15 protein-coding genes are annotated in these 15,752 nt (G+C 37.9%); 14 read left to right on the top strand and 1 reads right to left on the bottom strand.

The window, feature by feature from the left end:
• Position 1 precedes the first annotated feature (1 nt).
• The 10 genes from E1I69_RS13715 to E1I69_RS13670 all read left to right on the top strand — a co-directional run bounded on the left by E1I69_RS13715 (position 2) and on the right by E1I69_RS13670 (position 9,666).
• On the top strand, positions 2-1,018 hold the full coding sequence (locus E1I69_RS13715; RefSeq protein WP_136380147.1) for a Gfo/Idh/MocA family protein: 1,017 nt from the start codon (positions 2-4) through the stop codon (positions 1,016-1,018).
• A 13-nt stretch (positions 1,019-1,031) separates the two neighbouring features.
• Positions 1,032-1,826: a M55 family metallopeptidase gene (locus E1I69_RS13710; RefSeq protein WP_136380146.1), complete on the top strand. Its 795-nt coding sequence runs from the start codon at positions 1,032-1,034 to the stop codon at positions 1,824-1,826.
• 26 nt (positions 1,827-1,852) lie between these two features.
• Entirely contained in the window at positions 1,853-2,839 is a 987-nt protein-coding gene (locus tag E1I69_RS13705) for an ROK family protein (protein ID WP_136380145.1), read from the top strand.
• A 47-nt stretch (positions 2,840-2,886) separates the two neighbouring features.
• Positions 2,887-3,945, top strand: coding sequence for a Gfo/Idh/MocA family protein (locus E1I69_RS13700; protein ID WP_136380144.1), 1,059 nt, complete (start codon positions 2,887-2,889; stop codon positions 3,943-3,945).
• A gap of 109 nt (positions 3,946-4,054) precedes the next feature.
• Entirely contained in the window at positions 4,055-4,879 is an 825-nt protein-coding gene (locus E1I69_RS13695; protein ID WP_136380169.1) for a MurR/RpiR family transcriptional regulator, read from the top strand.
• A gap of 73 nt (positions 4,880-4,952) precedes the next feature.
• Positions 4,953-5,792 (top strand): sugar phosphate isomerase/epimerase family protein, encoded by an 840-nt coding sequence (locus E1I69_RS13690; RefSeq protein WP_136380168.1) that lies wholly within the window; start codon positions 4,953-4,955, stop codon positions 5,790-5,792.
• 97 nt (positions 5,793-5,889) lie between these two features.
• Positions 5,890-6,546, top strand: coding sequence for a YesL family protein (locus E1I69_RS13685; protein ID WP_161974904.1), 657 nt, complete (start codon positions 5,890-5,892; stop codon positions 6,544-6,546).
• Positions 6,543-8,144: a DUF4127 family protein gene (locus tag E1I69_RS13680; RefSeq protein ID WP_136380142.1), complete on the top strand. Its 1,602-nt coding sequence runs from the start codon at positions 6,543-6,545 to the stop codon at positions 8,142-8,144. The genes E1I69_RS13685 and E1I69_RS13680 overlap by 4 nt, the downstream gene beginning before the upstream one ends.
• A 193-nt stretch (positions 8,145-8,337) precedes the next feature.
• Positions 8,338-9,096 (top strand): Cof-type HAD-IIB family hydrolase, encoded by a 759-nt coding sequence (locus E1I69_RS13675; RefSeq protein WP_136380141.1) that lies wholly within the window; start codon positions 8,338-8,340, stop codon positions 9,094-9,096.
• A 120-nt stretch (positions 9,097-9,216) separates the two neighbouring features.
• On the top strand, positions 9,217-9,666 hold the full coding sequence (locus E1I69_RS13670; RefSeq protein ID WP_136380140.1) for a CoxG family protein: 450 nt from the start codon (positions 9,217-9,219) through the stop codon (positions 9,664-9,666).
• A gap of 76 nt (positions 9,667-9,742) precedes the next feature.
• Here E1I69_RS13670 and fdhD read toward each other — a convergent pair whose 3' ends face one another.
• Positions 9,743-10,552 carry a formate dehydrogenase accessory sulfurtransferase FdhD gene (fdhD, locus tag E1I69_RS13665; RefSeq protein ID WP_136380139.1) on the bottom strand — a complete coding sequence of 270 codons (810 nt, stop codon included), beginning with the start codon at positions 10,550-10,552 and terminating at the stop codon, positions 9,743-9,745.
• 412 nt (positions 10,553-10,964) lie between these two features.
• On the opposite strand from fdhD, the gene E1I69_RS13660 reads away from it, so the two are divergent.
• The 4 genes from E1I69_RS13660 (at position 10,965) to E1I69_RS13645 (ending at position 15,751) form a co-directional block, all read left to right on the top strand.
• Complete coding sequence (locus E1I69_RS13660; RefSeq protein ID WP_136380138.1) at positions 10,965-12,230, top strand: L-lactate MFS transporter; 1,266 nt, start codon at positions 10,965-10,967, stop codon at positions 12,228-12,230.
• A gap of 63 nt (positions 12,231-12,293) precedes the next feature.
• Positions 12,294-12,656, top strand: a complete 363-nt coding sequence (locus tag E1I69_RS13655) for a DUF2294 domain-containing protein (RefSeq protein WP_116350786.1) — start codon at positions 12,294-12,296, stop codon at positions 12,654-12,656.
• Between the two features lie 215 nt (positions 12,657-12,871).
• On the top strand, positions 12,872-15,235 hold the full coding sequence (locus E1I69_RS13650) for an FdhF/YdeP family oxidoreductase (RefSeq protein ID WP_136380137.1): 2,364 nt from the start codon (positions 12,872-12,874) through the stop codon (positions 15,233-15,235).
• Between the two features lie 42 nt (positions 15,236-15,277).
• Positions 15,278-15,751, top strand: coding sequence for a hypothetical protein (locus E1I69_RS13645; RefSeq protein ID WP_347561817.1), 474 nt, complete (start codon positions 15,278-15,280; stop codon positions 15,749-15,751).
• The last annotated feature ends 1 nt before the right edge of the window (position 15,752 follow it).

Below are 15,752 nucleotides of genomic sequence, written 5' to 3'. Positions count from 1 at the left end.
AATGGCTCGAAAAATCAGATTTGGAATCATTGGTTGTGGTGTGATTTCTCCTTTACATGCTGAGGCGATTAAAGCATGTCCATTTACTGAACTTGTTGCAGTTTCTGATTTGAGATTGGAAGCAGCAAGGAGGTTTGCCGAAACTTTTAGTGTCCCTACCTATTTATCTGATTATAAAGAACTTCTCGCGATGGAAGATATTGATGTCGTTTCAATCTGTACACCTAGCGGGACACATGGTCAAATTGCCATTGATGCAGCAATAGCTAAAAAACATATACTTTGTGAGAAACCACTCGACATACAGTCTGAACGGATGACGGAAATGATAGAGACATGTAGGGAACAAGGGGTAAAGTTAGGGTGTGTATACCAGCGAAGAGCCACGGCCATTGTCAAAAGAGTTAAAAAGGCCATCTTAAACAATGAGATTGGTAAATTGATACTATGTGATGCCTACTTAAAATATTATCGAGACCAAGCCTATTATGATAGTGCTGGTTGGCGGGGTACATGGGAAATGGACGGTGGAGGGGCACTAATGAATCAAGGTGTCCACGGGATTGACCTATTTGTTTGGTTAACAGGTGGGGTCTCGAAAGTCTTTGCAAGAACGGCTGCTTTATCAAGAAATATTGAGGTCGAGGATACTGCCGTGTCTGTTCTAGAATGCAAGAACGGAGCTTTTGGAGTTATTGAAGGTACCACCTCCGTTTTTCCTGAGAGGAATACTCAAATTGAGCTTTATGGAGAAAAAGGCACAATTATCTTTAACGATAATGGCATCCAAGAGTGGATTACCATGGAAAAAGGAGATATTACGAAAGAGATAAACATTGACCAGGAAAATATTGAAGGCGTAAGGTCAATTGGCCATTATTATTTTATTGAAGATATGGCTAAAGCAATTATCGAAGACCGAGACCCTATCGTGCCTGGTGAGGAAGCAAGGAAAGCTGTTGACTTAATCCTGTCAATCTACAAATCTTCTAAAACCCAAAAAGAAGTTTACTTGTAAGGTAGGCTTAGTTATGAAAATCTATGTGAGTGTTGATATGGAGGGAATCGCAGGTGTTTTACTACCTGAACAGTTAAAAAAAGGAGAACGGGCCTATGAAGAGGCTAGGAAACTCTTAACTGCTGAGGTAAATGTAGTGATTGAGGCGCTAATTGAGGCTGGTGCTGATGACATTTACGTGAAGGATGCTCATGGTACAGGGTACAACTTTATCGCTTCAGAATTACATCAAGGGGCGAGATATTGTATGGGGGCAACAAATGTAGCCAATCGCTTTCCTGGGTTGGATTCATCGTTTGATGGTGCTATGTTGATTGGATATCACGCAATGGGTGGAACTGAATTTGCAGTTAGGGACCATACAATGACATCTCTTGGATGGCAATCTATACACCTCAATGGGAGGCCTATTGGTGAGATAGGAATTGATAGCCTGATATTTGGCTTACATAATGTACCCGTCCTTTTCGTGACGGGGGATAATAAGACGTGTGGAGAGGCAAGTAAGGAAATTCCTAACGTCCGAACTTACGAAACAAAAGAGGGGTTGGGAAGACATGCAGCATTGGTTAAACCACCTAAGCTAGTATATAGGGAATTAAAAGAAATGATAAAAGAATCAATTGATAATCGAGAAAATGTGTTGCCTGTAACATTAGATGGACCATACGAACTAGTAATGAAATTTTTAAGCACAGACCAAGTAGATCAGAGGTATTTTGATGGTAGGCGAAGTAAACGTATTAACGGTTTAACAGCTGCATATTCATGTGACGATATTCTTGAGGTTCTTTCATTAGCTTTCTAAATAGTTGTGGGTGGAGGTGAGTAACAATGGAATATTCACTTGGAATTGATATCGGCGGTACAAAGATAGCGGCGGGTATTATGAATAGAGAAGGCAGTGTCTTAATAAAGAAAACATTTTCCACACCTAAAGATAAAAAGGATGCGATTGTTCAGTTACTCGAAAATATCATTTTTTCCCTATCTGAGACAGCGAAAATGGAAGGGAAAAAGCTGGTTGGCATAGGAATTGGTACTGCTGGACAAATCGATTTTGAAAAAGGCAAAGTTCTGTCTGGAACAGCAAATATCAAGGATTGGAATGATGTTCCATTAAGAGATATTCTTTCAAAGAAAACCGATTTGCCTATTTTTATAGAAAATGATGTAAATGTTCTTGCCCTCGCTGAACAACAACTTGGTGTAGGTAGGAATGTTGAAAATCTTATCTGCCTCGCTCTAGGCACAGGCGTTGGTGGTGGTGTAATCACAGGAGGTCATTTACTTCGAGGTGCATGGGGTGGTGGTGCGGAATTAGGTCACATTACAGTTGATATGAATGGACCTTTATGTAATTGTGGATTTCAGGGGTGTGTTGAGACTTATTCGTCAGGAACGGGAATCGCAAGAATGATGAGGGAAGAAATAAAATCTTATCCTGAAAGTGAAGGGAACAGTGAACTCTTATATTATCAAAAACATCCAGAAGAAGTAACAAGTAGACTTGTATTTGAATTAATGAGTGCAGGGAATGTAGTAGCAGAAAAAGTGGTGAACACAGCTATTAATGCCCTTTCATTTGCGATAGTTAGCATGATCCATACCTTCAATCCTTCACTAATCATCCTTGGTGGAGGTGTATTACACGAGGGTGAATGGTTTATTCAAAAGGTTCGAAAGAGAGTAGGTGAATTGGGTATCCGTTCCCTTGTTGATCCAGTTGAGATAAAAGGTACTCAACTCGGTAATGATGCTGGATTAATAGGCGCGGCCATTCAACCATGGGTGTATGGAGTAGATGTAGGGGTTAAATAAGACGTGGATAAACAGTAAGCTCATATACAATTTGAGGAGGATCGACAATGAAACCTATAAAGATTGGAGTTATTGGTGCGGGAAGTATTTCAGACCTTCATTTTGGTTCTTATGCCAAGAATGAAAATGCCAAAATAGTTGCAGTTTGTGATCTCAATATTGAAAGGGCAGAACAACAAGCAAAGACATATGGTGTAGAGCATGTATACACGGATTACCATGAGCTTTTAGCTAATCCCGAAATTGACGCAGTCAGTATATGTACATGGAACAATAGTCATGCTGAAATAAGTATTGCTGCACTTAAAGCTGGCAAGAACGTACTTGTAGAAAAGCCATTATGTAAAACGGTAGAAGAGGCATTGGCCATTGAAAGAGCTTTAAAGGAAACTGGTAAGCTCCTCCAGGTTGGTTTTGTTCGACGGTACGCAAGCAACACTCAGATTCTTCAAAAATTTATTCAGAATGATGAATTAGGTGATATCTATTATGCGAAAGCCTCTTGTATCCGTAGATTAGGTAATCCAGGAGGTTGGTTCTCTGACATAGAACGGTCCGGTGGGGGGCCATTAATTGATTTAGGTGTTCATATGATTGATATATGCTGGTATTTAATGGGGCGGCCAAAAGTAAAAACAATTAGTGGTAATACATATCATAAACTTGGAAACAGATCAAATATTAAAAACTTATCTTACTATAAAGCATCAGATTTCGATGCAACCAAAAATACAGTAGAGGACCTTGCAAATGCTCTTATCCGTTTTGAGAACGGAGCATCATTATTTGTTGATGTAAGTTTTTCACTTCATGCGAAGAAGGACGAAATATCTGTTAAATTATTTGGAGAAAAGGGTGGGGCAGAAATTGAACCCGAACTCCTAATTTTTTCAGAAAAGTACGATACAATTGTTAATCTGAATCCACAAATTGACAATTTGTCATTTGATTTTGTGAAGGCGTTTCAATCCGAAATCGATTATTTTATTGAATGCTGTCGTACTGGAAATGAAACCATTAGTCCCGTGGAAGATGGAGTGGAGATGATGAAAATTTTATGTGGAATATATGAATCTAGTAAGAAGGGGACTGAAATTTACTTTTAATGTACCAATTGACAGCCTAATTGAATAATAGAATGATGGTATACTTTGCCACTAAGCTGAAAAGAAGGTGTAGAAATTGAATACTTTGACGAAATCAAACCCCATATTAATGATTACAAGTATCTATAAATCACTCACAAAGGCTGAACAAAAAGTAGCAGATGTCGTAATGATGGACACGGAAGAAGCTGTCTACTCGTCGGTAACAGATCTTGCAGAAAAATCAGGAGTAGGAGAGACAACTGTTATTCGATTTTGTCGGAAGCTTGGATTTCGTGGGTATCAGGAGTTTAAGTTAGCTGTTGCACAAAACCTTGTTAGTCCTGAAGAGCATGTTCATGGAAAAATTGAAGAGAATGACACGCTTGAAGTGGTTTCTCGAAAAATTACAACCCAAAACACACATGCACTTGAAAATACGCTTAACTTATTACAAACACAAACACTTGAGAAGGCTGCCAATGCGATTGTCTCGGCTAATCGATTGTTTTGCTTCGGCATTGGTTCATCCGGTATAACAGCATTGGATGCAAATCACCGGTTCATGCGTTTTGGATATAACGTTATCCATTCTGCTGATTCACATGTCATGGCAATGAATGCTGCCCTCGTAACAAGGGATGATGTTGTCTTCGGCATATCCACCTCAGGAAGTACAAAAGATGTAGTTGACGCAATTCGAATTGCTAAGGAAAATAAGGCCTTTGTCATTTGTTTAACCAATCATGCACGATCACCCATTACAAGGTATGCTGACGTTATCTTATTAGCGGCGTCCAAGGAATCTCCACTTCAAGGTGGTGCATTTGCTTCAAAGATTGCACAACTTCATTTACTCGATATTTTAACAACTGTGATTGCCTTAAAGGATAAGGACCAAACTTTCAAATCTATTGAACAGACAGCAAAAGCGGTTTTAGATAAAATGTACTAATTTTTGCTTTGCAATAGATGCAGTTGTTTTTGCTGCATCTTCTTTTATACGAATAAAGGTTGGGGTGACGAAAATGAAAACCAGTGTTAGTATGTATAGTTTACATAAATATACAGTAAATGAAAATCTGGATGTGTTTGGATTTATTGATTATGCTTCTTCTATTGGTTTGGAGGGGGTAGAACTTTTAGACATGTACTGGAAAGATGTGGAGCAAGAATTGCCAAAGGTGAAGAGTTTATTGGCAGAAAGAAATCTCATGGTAAGTGCCTACGATATTTCTAATAATTTTGTCAGGACCAGTGAAGATGAAAGAAAAATGGAAATTCAAAAAGTATACAACGGGATAGATATTGCTAAAAAGTTGAACACCAATGTCGTTCGAATTTTTAGTGGTGACTTATGTGAAAGCGTTTCTTTTGTACAAGGGAAATCTTGGATTATCGAATGCTTAAAAGAATGTGCTACTTATGCTGAAGAACAAGGGGTGATTCTTGCTATTGAAAATCACGGTTATTTCGCTGGTAGAAGTGAACAAGTTATTGAATTAATTGAAGCTGTTGGTTCTAACCATGTAAGATGTACTCTTGATACAGGTAATTTCCTTTTAGTAGATGAAGAGGCTAGTCATGCCGCAACGGCACTAAAAAAGTATGTTGCACATGTGCATTTTAAGGATTTTGTTAATGTAGGAAAGGATAACGAGGGTCATTTTTTCCTCTCATTATCCGGAGATAAATTTTTAGGAACAATCGCAGGGGAAGGAAAAGTGGATTTGCATCATGTTATTCATGAACTAAAAAGTGTCAATTACCAGGGATGGCTTTCTGTAGAATATGAAGGAACCGACGATCCAAAGGTAGGAGCAGGGAAGTCTGTTGATAATCTAAAACAAATATTACAAGCTATGTAACCGTTAAACTCACAAAATTAGAGATTTACATACAAGAATAAATAACGAGCCACTCAAAATTACTTGTATTAAAGATATGGGTTTGGGGTGGTTCATCATGATGAAATCAAACATAATTACGCGAGAAAGAGGTGGTATCGTGTTTTCGCATGATGGAAGGTTATTCAAAGTTATGGAGGTAATTGGAAACATCTGTTTCTTAAACGTATTATGGCTGATTTCCTCGCTTCCTATCATCACAATCCCAGTTTCAACGGCTGCTATGCTTGGAGTCATAAAAGATTTATCAGAAGGAAATGAGCCGTCTTTAACAAAAGCATTTTATCGTTATTTTAAGAAATATTTTAAAAAGTCTAGTGTAATTGGACTACTTCAATTTCTCATTGGGGTTATATTAGTGGCTGATCTTCTCGTAATGTGGAATTTGGAGGGGGTTATTCGTTATATCATGTTTCCTTTATTTGGCTTATTAACTATGATTTTTTTATTTATGTCCTTCTATATATATCCATTATTAGTGGACTTTGATATGTCTTACAAGGAATTAATTAAAAATTCGTTTTATTTATGTACAACCCGACCTGCTACTCCAATCATCATGTTCCTTTTTATAAGTATCATTATTTTTACTTGTACATTTATTCCATTTCTACCCATTTTATGTACATTTAGTCTATTAGGGCTTGTAAATTACTACACTTGTAAAAGAACCATTTCTAAAAAATTGCTATTGAATAAAGGAGTTTGCATATGAAAATAGTGTATTTACCGCTTGATGAGAGACCATGCAATCTTGTATATCCACAACAATTAGCCGCTGCAACAGATGTTAACCTACATGTACCTAGTAGGGAAATATTAGGAAACAAGAAAACACCTGCAACATATAGTGATATTCGAAATTGGCTAGTCCAAGAAACAAAGGATGCCAATTACTTAATCATTTCCTTGGATATGCTTGTTTATGGCGGCATTGTGCCTTCGAGATTACATAAATTATCCGTGGAAGAATGTCAAAATAGGCTTGAACTGATAAAAGAGGTAAAAAAACAAAATAAAAATCTCACTATTTTTGCGTTTAACTTAATTATGAGAGTTCCAAATTATAATAGTAGCGATGAAGAACCAGACTATTATGAGCTTTTCGGTGAAAAAATCTCAAACTATGGAAAGTTAGTAGATAAAGAAATAAGAGGTCAACTTACCGAAATTGAAGTACAAAAGCTTACTGAACTAAAAGCTGAAATTCCTCTTGATGTATTAAACGATTTTATCGGGAGAAGAAAGATTAATTCCTTTATTAATAACGCTTCAATTGAACTTGTTGAAGAAGGGTTGATTGACTCATTAATTATTCCCCTCGACGATAATGCTGAATTTGGTTTTAGTTCGATTGAGCAAAATGAACTTGTATCTAAAGTTGAACAATTGAATTTATTTGATAAAATAGCGATCTATCCTGGTGCAGATGAAATAGGCTGTACTTTGTTTACAAAGGTTTTTTGTGATATACATCATTATACACCATCTATTTTCATCAGATATTCCTCCACTAATGGACCGTTTATTATTCCAAAATATGAGGATCGAAGCTTACATGAAAGTATAAAGTCTCATATAACCGTTATGGGTGGTATTGTAGCTGACAATTCGATAGAGGCCGATGCCATTTTATTTACACATTCACCTTCTGTAAGTCAATCGGGGGTCGCTGAACCAAATCAAGCATTTCATGAAAGGCATAAATCGTATTTCTCTGAGATTAACTATCGCGAATTTGTTCAAGCTTTACGATATTATGTGCAAAAAGGAAAAGTTATTGGATTAGCAGATGTTGCAACCTGTAATGGAAGTGACCAAACCCTGATGAATCTTATAAAAAAAGTAGGTTTACTGGAACAAGTCCATGCCTATGCGGGATGGAATACATCAGGAAATACATTAGGAACCGTCATTTCACATACAATTATTGAATCATATTATAAAAAGCAAAGCCCAGAAAATGAAGGTAGGAAAAGCAAAAGTAGAGAGTTCTATTATTCTAGGCTAATAGAGGATTGGGGCTATCAAACAATTGCTAGAAAACATATATCAATAAATGATGTAACCTGTCTTGGCGGAACTTATTTTGATATTTCAGACCAATTAGAAGAAATCCAAAACCTTATAAAAGAACAGCTGACTATTTTTATAGAGAAAAACCTATCCGATCTTTCTGAGGGGAAAATCATCTTACTTCATGTCTATTCCCCATGGAAGCGCATGTTTGAAGTTGGGTTTGATATGCAATTTAACCTTTTGGGGAGTGAATGCAGTGAAGTTGGAACAAAGGCTGATTTGAAAGAGAAATAAAACCTCGTGAGGTTCGAAATAATCACAAATTGTTAAAAGAGTTTCAACAATTATTAGTCTCTGAAGGAATTGAATTAGACTGGCCAAGGGTCGTAGGGGCAATAACTTACAAAAAAGACTAGACATGAGGTATATAATTTTTTCGTACATTTTAATAATCAGCTAATTTTACATGTGAGGAGTTTTTTAAAAAATGCTTCCATATCGTTTACTCGCTTTAGATTTAGACGGTACAACCTTAAATGATAACAAGGAAATTACACAATCGACTAAATACTGGGTTAAAAAAGCGGTTCAGAATGGAGTTATTGTATCCATCGCTACAGGTAGAGGTCGACAATCTGCAGAGACGTTTAGAAAGGAATTAGGACTTACTTCACCGATGGTGTTTTTAAATGGAGCAGAAATATGGAAAACGCCAGACGATTTACTTGAAAGACATCATTTAATGACTCACGACATCCTTAGGCTTCACCAACTTGCTACGCAGACAAACTCCTGGTTTTGGGGATTTACTGAAGACCGTCTTATTAGAAAACCTGATTGGCAGGATGAACTTGTAAATGGAAAATGGATGAAATTTGGCCTGTTAAATGATAATTTATCTTTAATTAAAGAACTGAAGGTTGAATTAGAAGGTTGGAGCCACCTCGAAATTACTCAGTCAGCAGATAATAATATTGAAATTTCAACAAAAGGGATAACAAAGGAGTATGGAATTCGAAAGGTCTGCAGTTTGTTAGATTTTGGATTAGACAACGTAATGGCAATTGGGGACAGTTTTAATGACTTCAAGCTATTAACTTCTGTTGGGTTAGGGGTTGCAATGGATAACGCGTCACCTGAAGTTAAAAACGCTGCGGATGTTATTACATCCTCGAATGAAAAAGACGGGGTAGCGAAAGCGATATGCCAATATATTTTCGAAAAGGATTACACGGAGAAACTTTAGCATATGAAAAGAAACTAATCAAAGCAGTTTGCATGTTTTATGCCAACTTGTTGTTCTACATTCAAAATATCCTAATAAACTTTTAACATCGTCTAAGAAAAATTCGATAGGAGTGGGATTTTGAAAAAGGCTGATCAATTTATCGTACATGCAGACAGAGCAAAGGTCTATTCCGTTTTTATGGACCCAATGAAGTTAGGCCGATGCTTTCCAGGCTGTAAAGAGGTTAAACAATTAAGCCCAACAAAATATGAAACATTAGTTGAGGTGAAGGTTCAATTTGTCCCCATTAAAATTCAGGGAGTAGGGGAACTGAAAGAGACCATTGAAAATAAAAAAATTGTTGTGGAAATGAAGGGGAAACCCGTATCACTAGCGGGCTCCTTTACAAATAGACTTACAGCAAACCTAAAGACAATTGAGCAGGATAAAACACTAGTTGAATATGAAATGGATTTTGAAATGACGGGAAAATTAGCCAAGGTTGGTGAGGTTCTAATGAAAGGGTCAAGCAATAAACAATCCGAGGAGTTCATGAAAAACGTACAAGAGCTGTTCGCGCATACGTAAAAAGGGTTTTTATGGCTGATACAACCAAGCAATATCAAAGAGATTAGTAGAAAAAATTCTGCTAATCTCTTTTATTTTAGAAAGTACTTTCAAAAGACTCCTGGACAATTCGTTCTGGATGTGAGTAAACATTAAGTTTGCCACCACGTATAAAGCCAACAGCCGTGATATTGAGTTCTTCTGCCATTTTGATCGCTAAATCGGTAGGTGCTGATTTTGATAACACAATTCCGACTCCGATTTTTGCGGCCTTTAATAAAACTTCTGAAGAAATTCTTCCGCTAAACACAATTACTTTATCTCGAACTGGAACTTTATTCATTAAGCAATAACCGTATATTTTATCAAGGGCATTATGTCTGCCAATATCGGTTCGGTTCACAATCATGTCAGTAGGTGTACAAAGTGCAGCATTATGCACACCCCCTGTGTCTTTAAAAACAATACTACTTTGCTGCATTTCATTCATTAAATGGATGCATTCTTCCGGTGTAAGGGTAATGGTTGATGTTGAAGTCTTAGCTGTTTTTGCATCATTCACAAAGTAAAATTGTCTGCCTTTTCCGCAGCAGGAACCGATAAAGCGCTTTGAATAATATTCCTGACTTGTTGTCACTTCGGTTGTTGTTTCCACATATGCATAGCCCTGACCTTCGTCGATATGAAGGCTCTTAATTTCATCTTTGAAGCGGATGACACCCTCTGAAGCCAAAAAGCCAATGACAAGTTCATCGAGCTCGGAAGGGGTACAAACCATCGTCGCAAATTCCTGTTGGTTCAAAAGAATGGTTAATGGAAATTCAGTCACGATTTGATCTTCTTCGTCAATTAATTGACCATCTTCAAATTTGATAATACCTTTTCGAATGGTAATAGACTCTACCATTTTTACACCACGCTTTCCATGTAAACTGGACCATCATGCTAATCCCTATTTGATTATTACTATATAATCATACTTTTTTTGGTAAAACAACTATAAAGTTTTTTTACAACTCAAAATAATTTAATAAAAAGCTATTGTAATATTCTGCTAGGTTTGATAATATCGTAACAAATAGTTCACAATATAGACACACTTTTGTCACAGGATAGCGAACCTGTCTCTCGTGCAAAAGGTGGAATATTGGAAACGATTACTGTTAATTTTGTAGTAGCGATCCTGCTAGGGAAATTAACCGTCATCATCCTTTTTATGCTTATTCAAGCATAGGGCTGCTGGCGGTTTTTTATGTTCTAGAATGGGTTCCTACAAAATGAACATGAACACCACTATTTCAAAATAAAGGAGAGAAGAAATGGAAAAGACAAAAAATCGTTGGCTGATTGCAGCCTCGGCAGTTGGAATTCATTTATCGATTGGTTCTGTTTACGCCTGGAGTGTATTTACAAAGCCACTTCAGACAGAATTTGGATGGGATTTAACCGACATCAGCATGACCTTTAGTATCGCGATTCTTTTCTTAGGATTATCCGCAGCTTTTCTTGGGCATTTCGTTGAAAAATATGGCCCGCGTGCATCTGGAATACTAGCTGCTATTTTCTTTGGTGTCGGAATCACAGGTTCTGGTCTTGCAATCAACTTAGAATCACTGCCATTATTATATTTATTCTATGGTGCTTTAGGTGGAATTGGTCTAGGCGTTGGATATATTGCACCTGTGTCCACATTAGTAAAATGGTTCCCAGATCGACGTGGTATGGCTACAGGACTTGCGATAATGGGCTTTGGATTTGCATCCCTCATTAGTAGCCCAATCATGCAAAAGCTTATTGTTTCAGTAGGAATAGCAAATACATTTTATATTCTAGGTATTTCTTATTTTATCATTATGATCTTATCATCTTTATACCTTGCTCCACCTCAAGCAGGTTGGTTGCCAGCTGGATTTAAAGAAAAAGTATCATCTGGTACGACTAAATTAAAGCAGGATTTATCACAATTAACGGCAAACCAAGCTGTAAAAACAAAAAGGTTTTATTATTTATGGCTTATGCTCTTTATCAACGTGACGTGCGGTATTGCCATTATCTCTGCTGCCTCACCACTAGCACAGGAAAGTGTAGGATTAACTCCAGTTGCGGCTGCAGCATTAGTAGGAGTTTTAGGCGCATTTAACGGCCTTGGACGTATTGGTTGGGCATCAGTGTCTGATTATTTAGGAAGACCGAATACATATACAGTATTCTTTGCCATTCAAGTAATTGCCTTCCCGTTACTGCCACATGTGTCAAATCCAGTATTATTCCAAATTTTACTCGCCCTTATCTACACGTGTTATGGTGGAGGATTCTCAGCAATCCCTGCATACATCGGCGATTTGTTTGGAACAAAACAACTTGGGGCGATCCATGGTTATATTTTAACGGCTTGGGCAGCTGCAGGACTTGCAGGTCCAATGTTTGCTTCATGGATTCGTGATACCACAGGAAGCTACACACAAAGCTTAACGGTGTTTACGGCATTATTTGCGGTCGCATTGGCGATTTCCCTTTTAATCCGTTTAGATATTAAGAAACTACGAAATCAACAAGCTGGAAAAGGTGCTGAGCTTGCTAGTTGACATTCATTGGTAATCTTGATTAACTAAGGTTAATGAAGTTACTGATAAGAGGGTAGAACTAAAATGAATAAGTACGAAGCCGAGTTTAGCAATCTAGTAAGGTCTTTCCGGAAAAAACACATGGGCAAAGGACCGAGTAAAATCACAACAACCTTTTGTAAAAATTGGGCCATATGTGAAATGGAAGGAAACCTATCTCCAGTGGAAAAGTTTATTGCGGCCGCAGATGAAGGAAAACAAATGCTTCGTGCGGCAAGAACTGAAATGGTAAAAGAAATGTATCGAAAAAATAGACCCGTTGAAATGGAAGAATTTTTAGGTTCAAACCTAGTTGATTTATTTGTAGATATTGATATTGACCGAGATTTCGGAATGTCCGTCTTTGTATTTGATCAAGATTTAGAGAAGAAGTTTTCAACTAAATAAATCACAACATCATGTGTTGGCACTTGGTAGCGACCCTGCTAAAGACTAACCACCGTTGCATCTTTCTAACATCCTAGAATCATGTTTCGGTGGTTTTTTCTATAATAAAAGACTTTTTAAAAGGAATAAGCAGTATGAATGCCGAAAGCTTAGTTAATATAAGTTAACTTTTACCATACACATAGTAATAACGAGTAGGAAGAGGGGGATTAATCATGGGAGAAACTAAGCATCAGGGACCAATTAAGTCTACGAAAATGCCACAACCAAAGCACTGGGTCAGTCCGATTCCCTTTGGTTTAGGAAAGGTAAAGCCAAAGCACATTCGTGACACGATGAAAGTCGCATGGGAAAATAAGGACAATCTCGGATATGCAACCCGCATTATAACACAGGGGGTATGTGATGGCTGCGCTCTTGGTGTTTCCGGTCTTTATGACCAAACGCTAAAAGGTCCACATATGTGCACAACTCGCCTGAATGTGCTACGTCTAAGTACAATGCCAGCCATTGATTCAGAAATTCTTCACGCTGATATTGATGAATTGCGTAAGTATAATAGTACCGAACTAAGAAAACTTGGAAGAATACCGTATCCAATGATTCGTAGAAAGGGAGAAAGAAAGTTTTCCAAAATCTCCTGGGATGAAGCAATGGATATGATTGCGGAAAAGATGAAGAAGTTGAATCCGAAGCAATATGCTTTTTATTTAACTTCTCGTGGAATTACGAATGAATCCTATTATGTAGCCGCAAAGGTTGCTCGTTACTTGGGTACGAACCATATTGATAACGCTTCACGAATTTGTCATTCTCCTAGTAAAACAGCCATGAAGCGTTCCGTGGGTGTTGGGGCATCGACCGCCAACTATCAGGATTGGATTGGTGCAGACGTGTTACTATTCTGGGGAAGTGTGGCATCGAACAGCTCACCTGTTTCGACGAAATACATGCTTGAAGCGAAAAAGCGCGGTACAAAGATTATCGTTATTAATCCACATAGAGAACCGGCGATGGATAAATATTGGATTCCGTCTAATATGGAATCTGCATTATTTGGAACGAAGCTTGCAGATGATTTCTATCAAGTGAACATTGGTGGAGATATTGCCTTCATGTTCGGAATTATGAAGCATTGGTTTGAAATGGAGGAAAATCAACACGGTTCTGCAATCAACCATCAATTCGTGAACGAACATGTTAACGGCTTTGAAGAATTAAAAGCTCATGCTATAGCGCAAAGCTGGGATGAGATTGAGAAATCTTCAGGCGTCTCGATGGAACGAATGATGGAGTTAGCAAAGCTTCTAGCAAAGAGTAAAAATGTGGTGTATACATGGGCGATGGGGTTGACGATGCATTCCTTTGCGACCGATAATATTTCACAGGTAGCAAACCTTGCCTTACTTCGTGGTCACCTTGGTCGTAAGCACAACGGATTAATGCCGTTCCGTGGTCATTCCTCTGTACAAGGGTCAGGTGAAATGGGAGCAGATCCATTTGTTCTGCCTGGTGGCGAATTTGATGAAAAAAATATTGAGCGAATGGAAAAGGTGTGGGGCTTTGAGATTGAAAAATGGCAAGGCGATATTGTTGGAGTCACCTTAGAGAATATTGTGCTTCCAGACGACCACGAAAGAAAAGTAAAGCTCTATTATATGTCCGGAGGTAATTTCCTTGAAACGATGCCAGACCCTGGTTTTGTTGAAAAGGCCCTATCTGAGCTTGAGATCCGTGTTCATCAAGATATCATTTTAAATACATCAACCCTATTGGATGCAAAGGAAGCCGTGATTGTGTTGCCTGCCAAAACCCGTTATGAACAAGAGGGTGGGGGAACTTCGACTTCGACTGAACGAATGGTGTATTTTTCACCTGAAATTGAAGGGAACAAAAATGAGATAAAAGAAGCTCGCGCAGAATGGAAGATCTATGTCGATCTTGCCAAGCGAGTTAAACCTGAAAGTGCGCATTTAATTGATTTTAAGAGTGGACAGGAAATTCGCGACGAAATTGCAATTGCCAATCCGAATTACAACGGAATCCAACATCTCAAGAAAAAAGGGGATGTGTTCCAATGGGGAGGAGCATGGCTTTGTGAAGGCGGAGTGTGTCCGACGCCTGATGGCAGAGGGAACTTAATTCAAGTTGAAATTCCTGATTTCGGTAAAAAAGAAGAGCAATTCGTGTTAACCACTCGCCGTGGGAAGCAATTTAACTCGATGATTTATAAAGAGGTCGACCCATTTAATGGAGCAGGTCGTTATGATGTGTTAATCAATCCTCAGGATGCTAAAGACCTTCGTGTTGCAGAAGGTGAAGCAATCGTTGTTCACAATGGCTTTGGAGTTTTCCAAGGAAAAGCAAAATTTGCGGATATCGCAAGAAAAAATCTTGGCGTGTTCTTCCCAGAAGGTAACTTCCTCCTTCCAAAAGGCCGCTATGAAAAATTTGCAGGAATCCCTGATTATAACATTGCCGTATACGTTGAGAAAGCAGAGCGTTTCAATGCACGAAAAGATACACAATATCAAGAAAAGGAAATTGAGGATGATCTAGACATTAATCCTCCAGCATAAAAGATATGCCTCCAAAACTAAAAGTTGGGGGCATTTTTATGCTTGAAACAGGGAATTGATAACAATAATGTTACTTTTTCTGAGGTGTTACAATTGATTTCGTTTCGTGGAGATGCACATAAAATCTTTTTAAAGCTAAAAAAGAACGCGCGAAAAGACCGAACTTTTACACATTTGAAGGAAATGGAGGAAGTGCGTTCCATCCAGTCCTTTTATGAAGGAATTGACTCGCAAACCTTAAAAATTATTTATTACCGCATGTTAAAAGAACAAAATGGCTCCGGCATCATTCCCATTTTAATCACAGCCATCCCGTGGTTTTTATTTCTTTTTTCAACCCAAATACAAAAGTTTTTGTTTGGAAGAGGATATCTTTATTTAATTCTCTTCACGATTATTTATTTTTTTCTCCTCTTTTTTACCGTCATTCTACACTTTCGTGAAAAAGCGTGGGCATCATTTCATATTCAAATGATTTGCGATATTTTGGAGGAACGAAAAAAAGTTGGGAAATGAA

It is taken from the genome of Bacillus timonensis, from assembly GCF_004799755.1.
GTDB lineage: Bacteria > Bacillota > Bacilli > Bacillales > Bacillaceae_L > Ferdinandcohnia > Ferdinandcohnia timonensis_A.
This window is presented reverse-complemented; position numbering and strand designations above follow the sequence as displayed.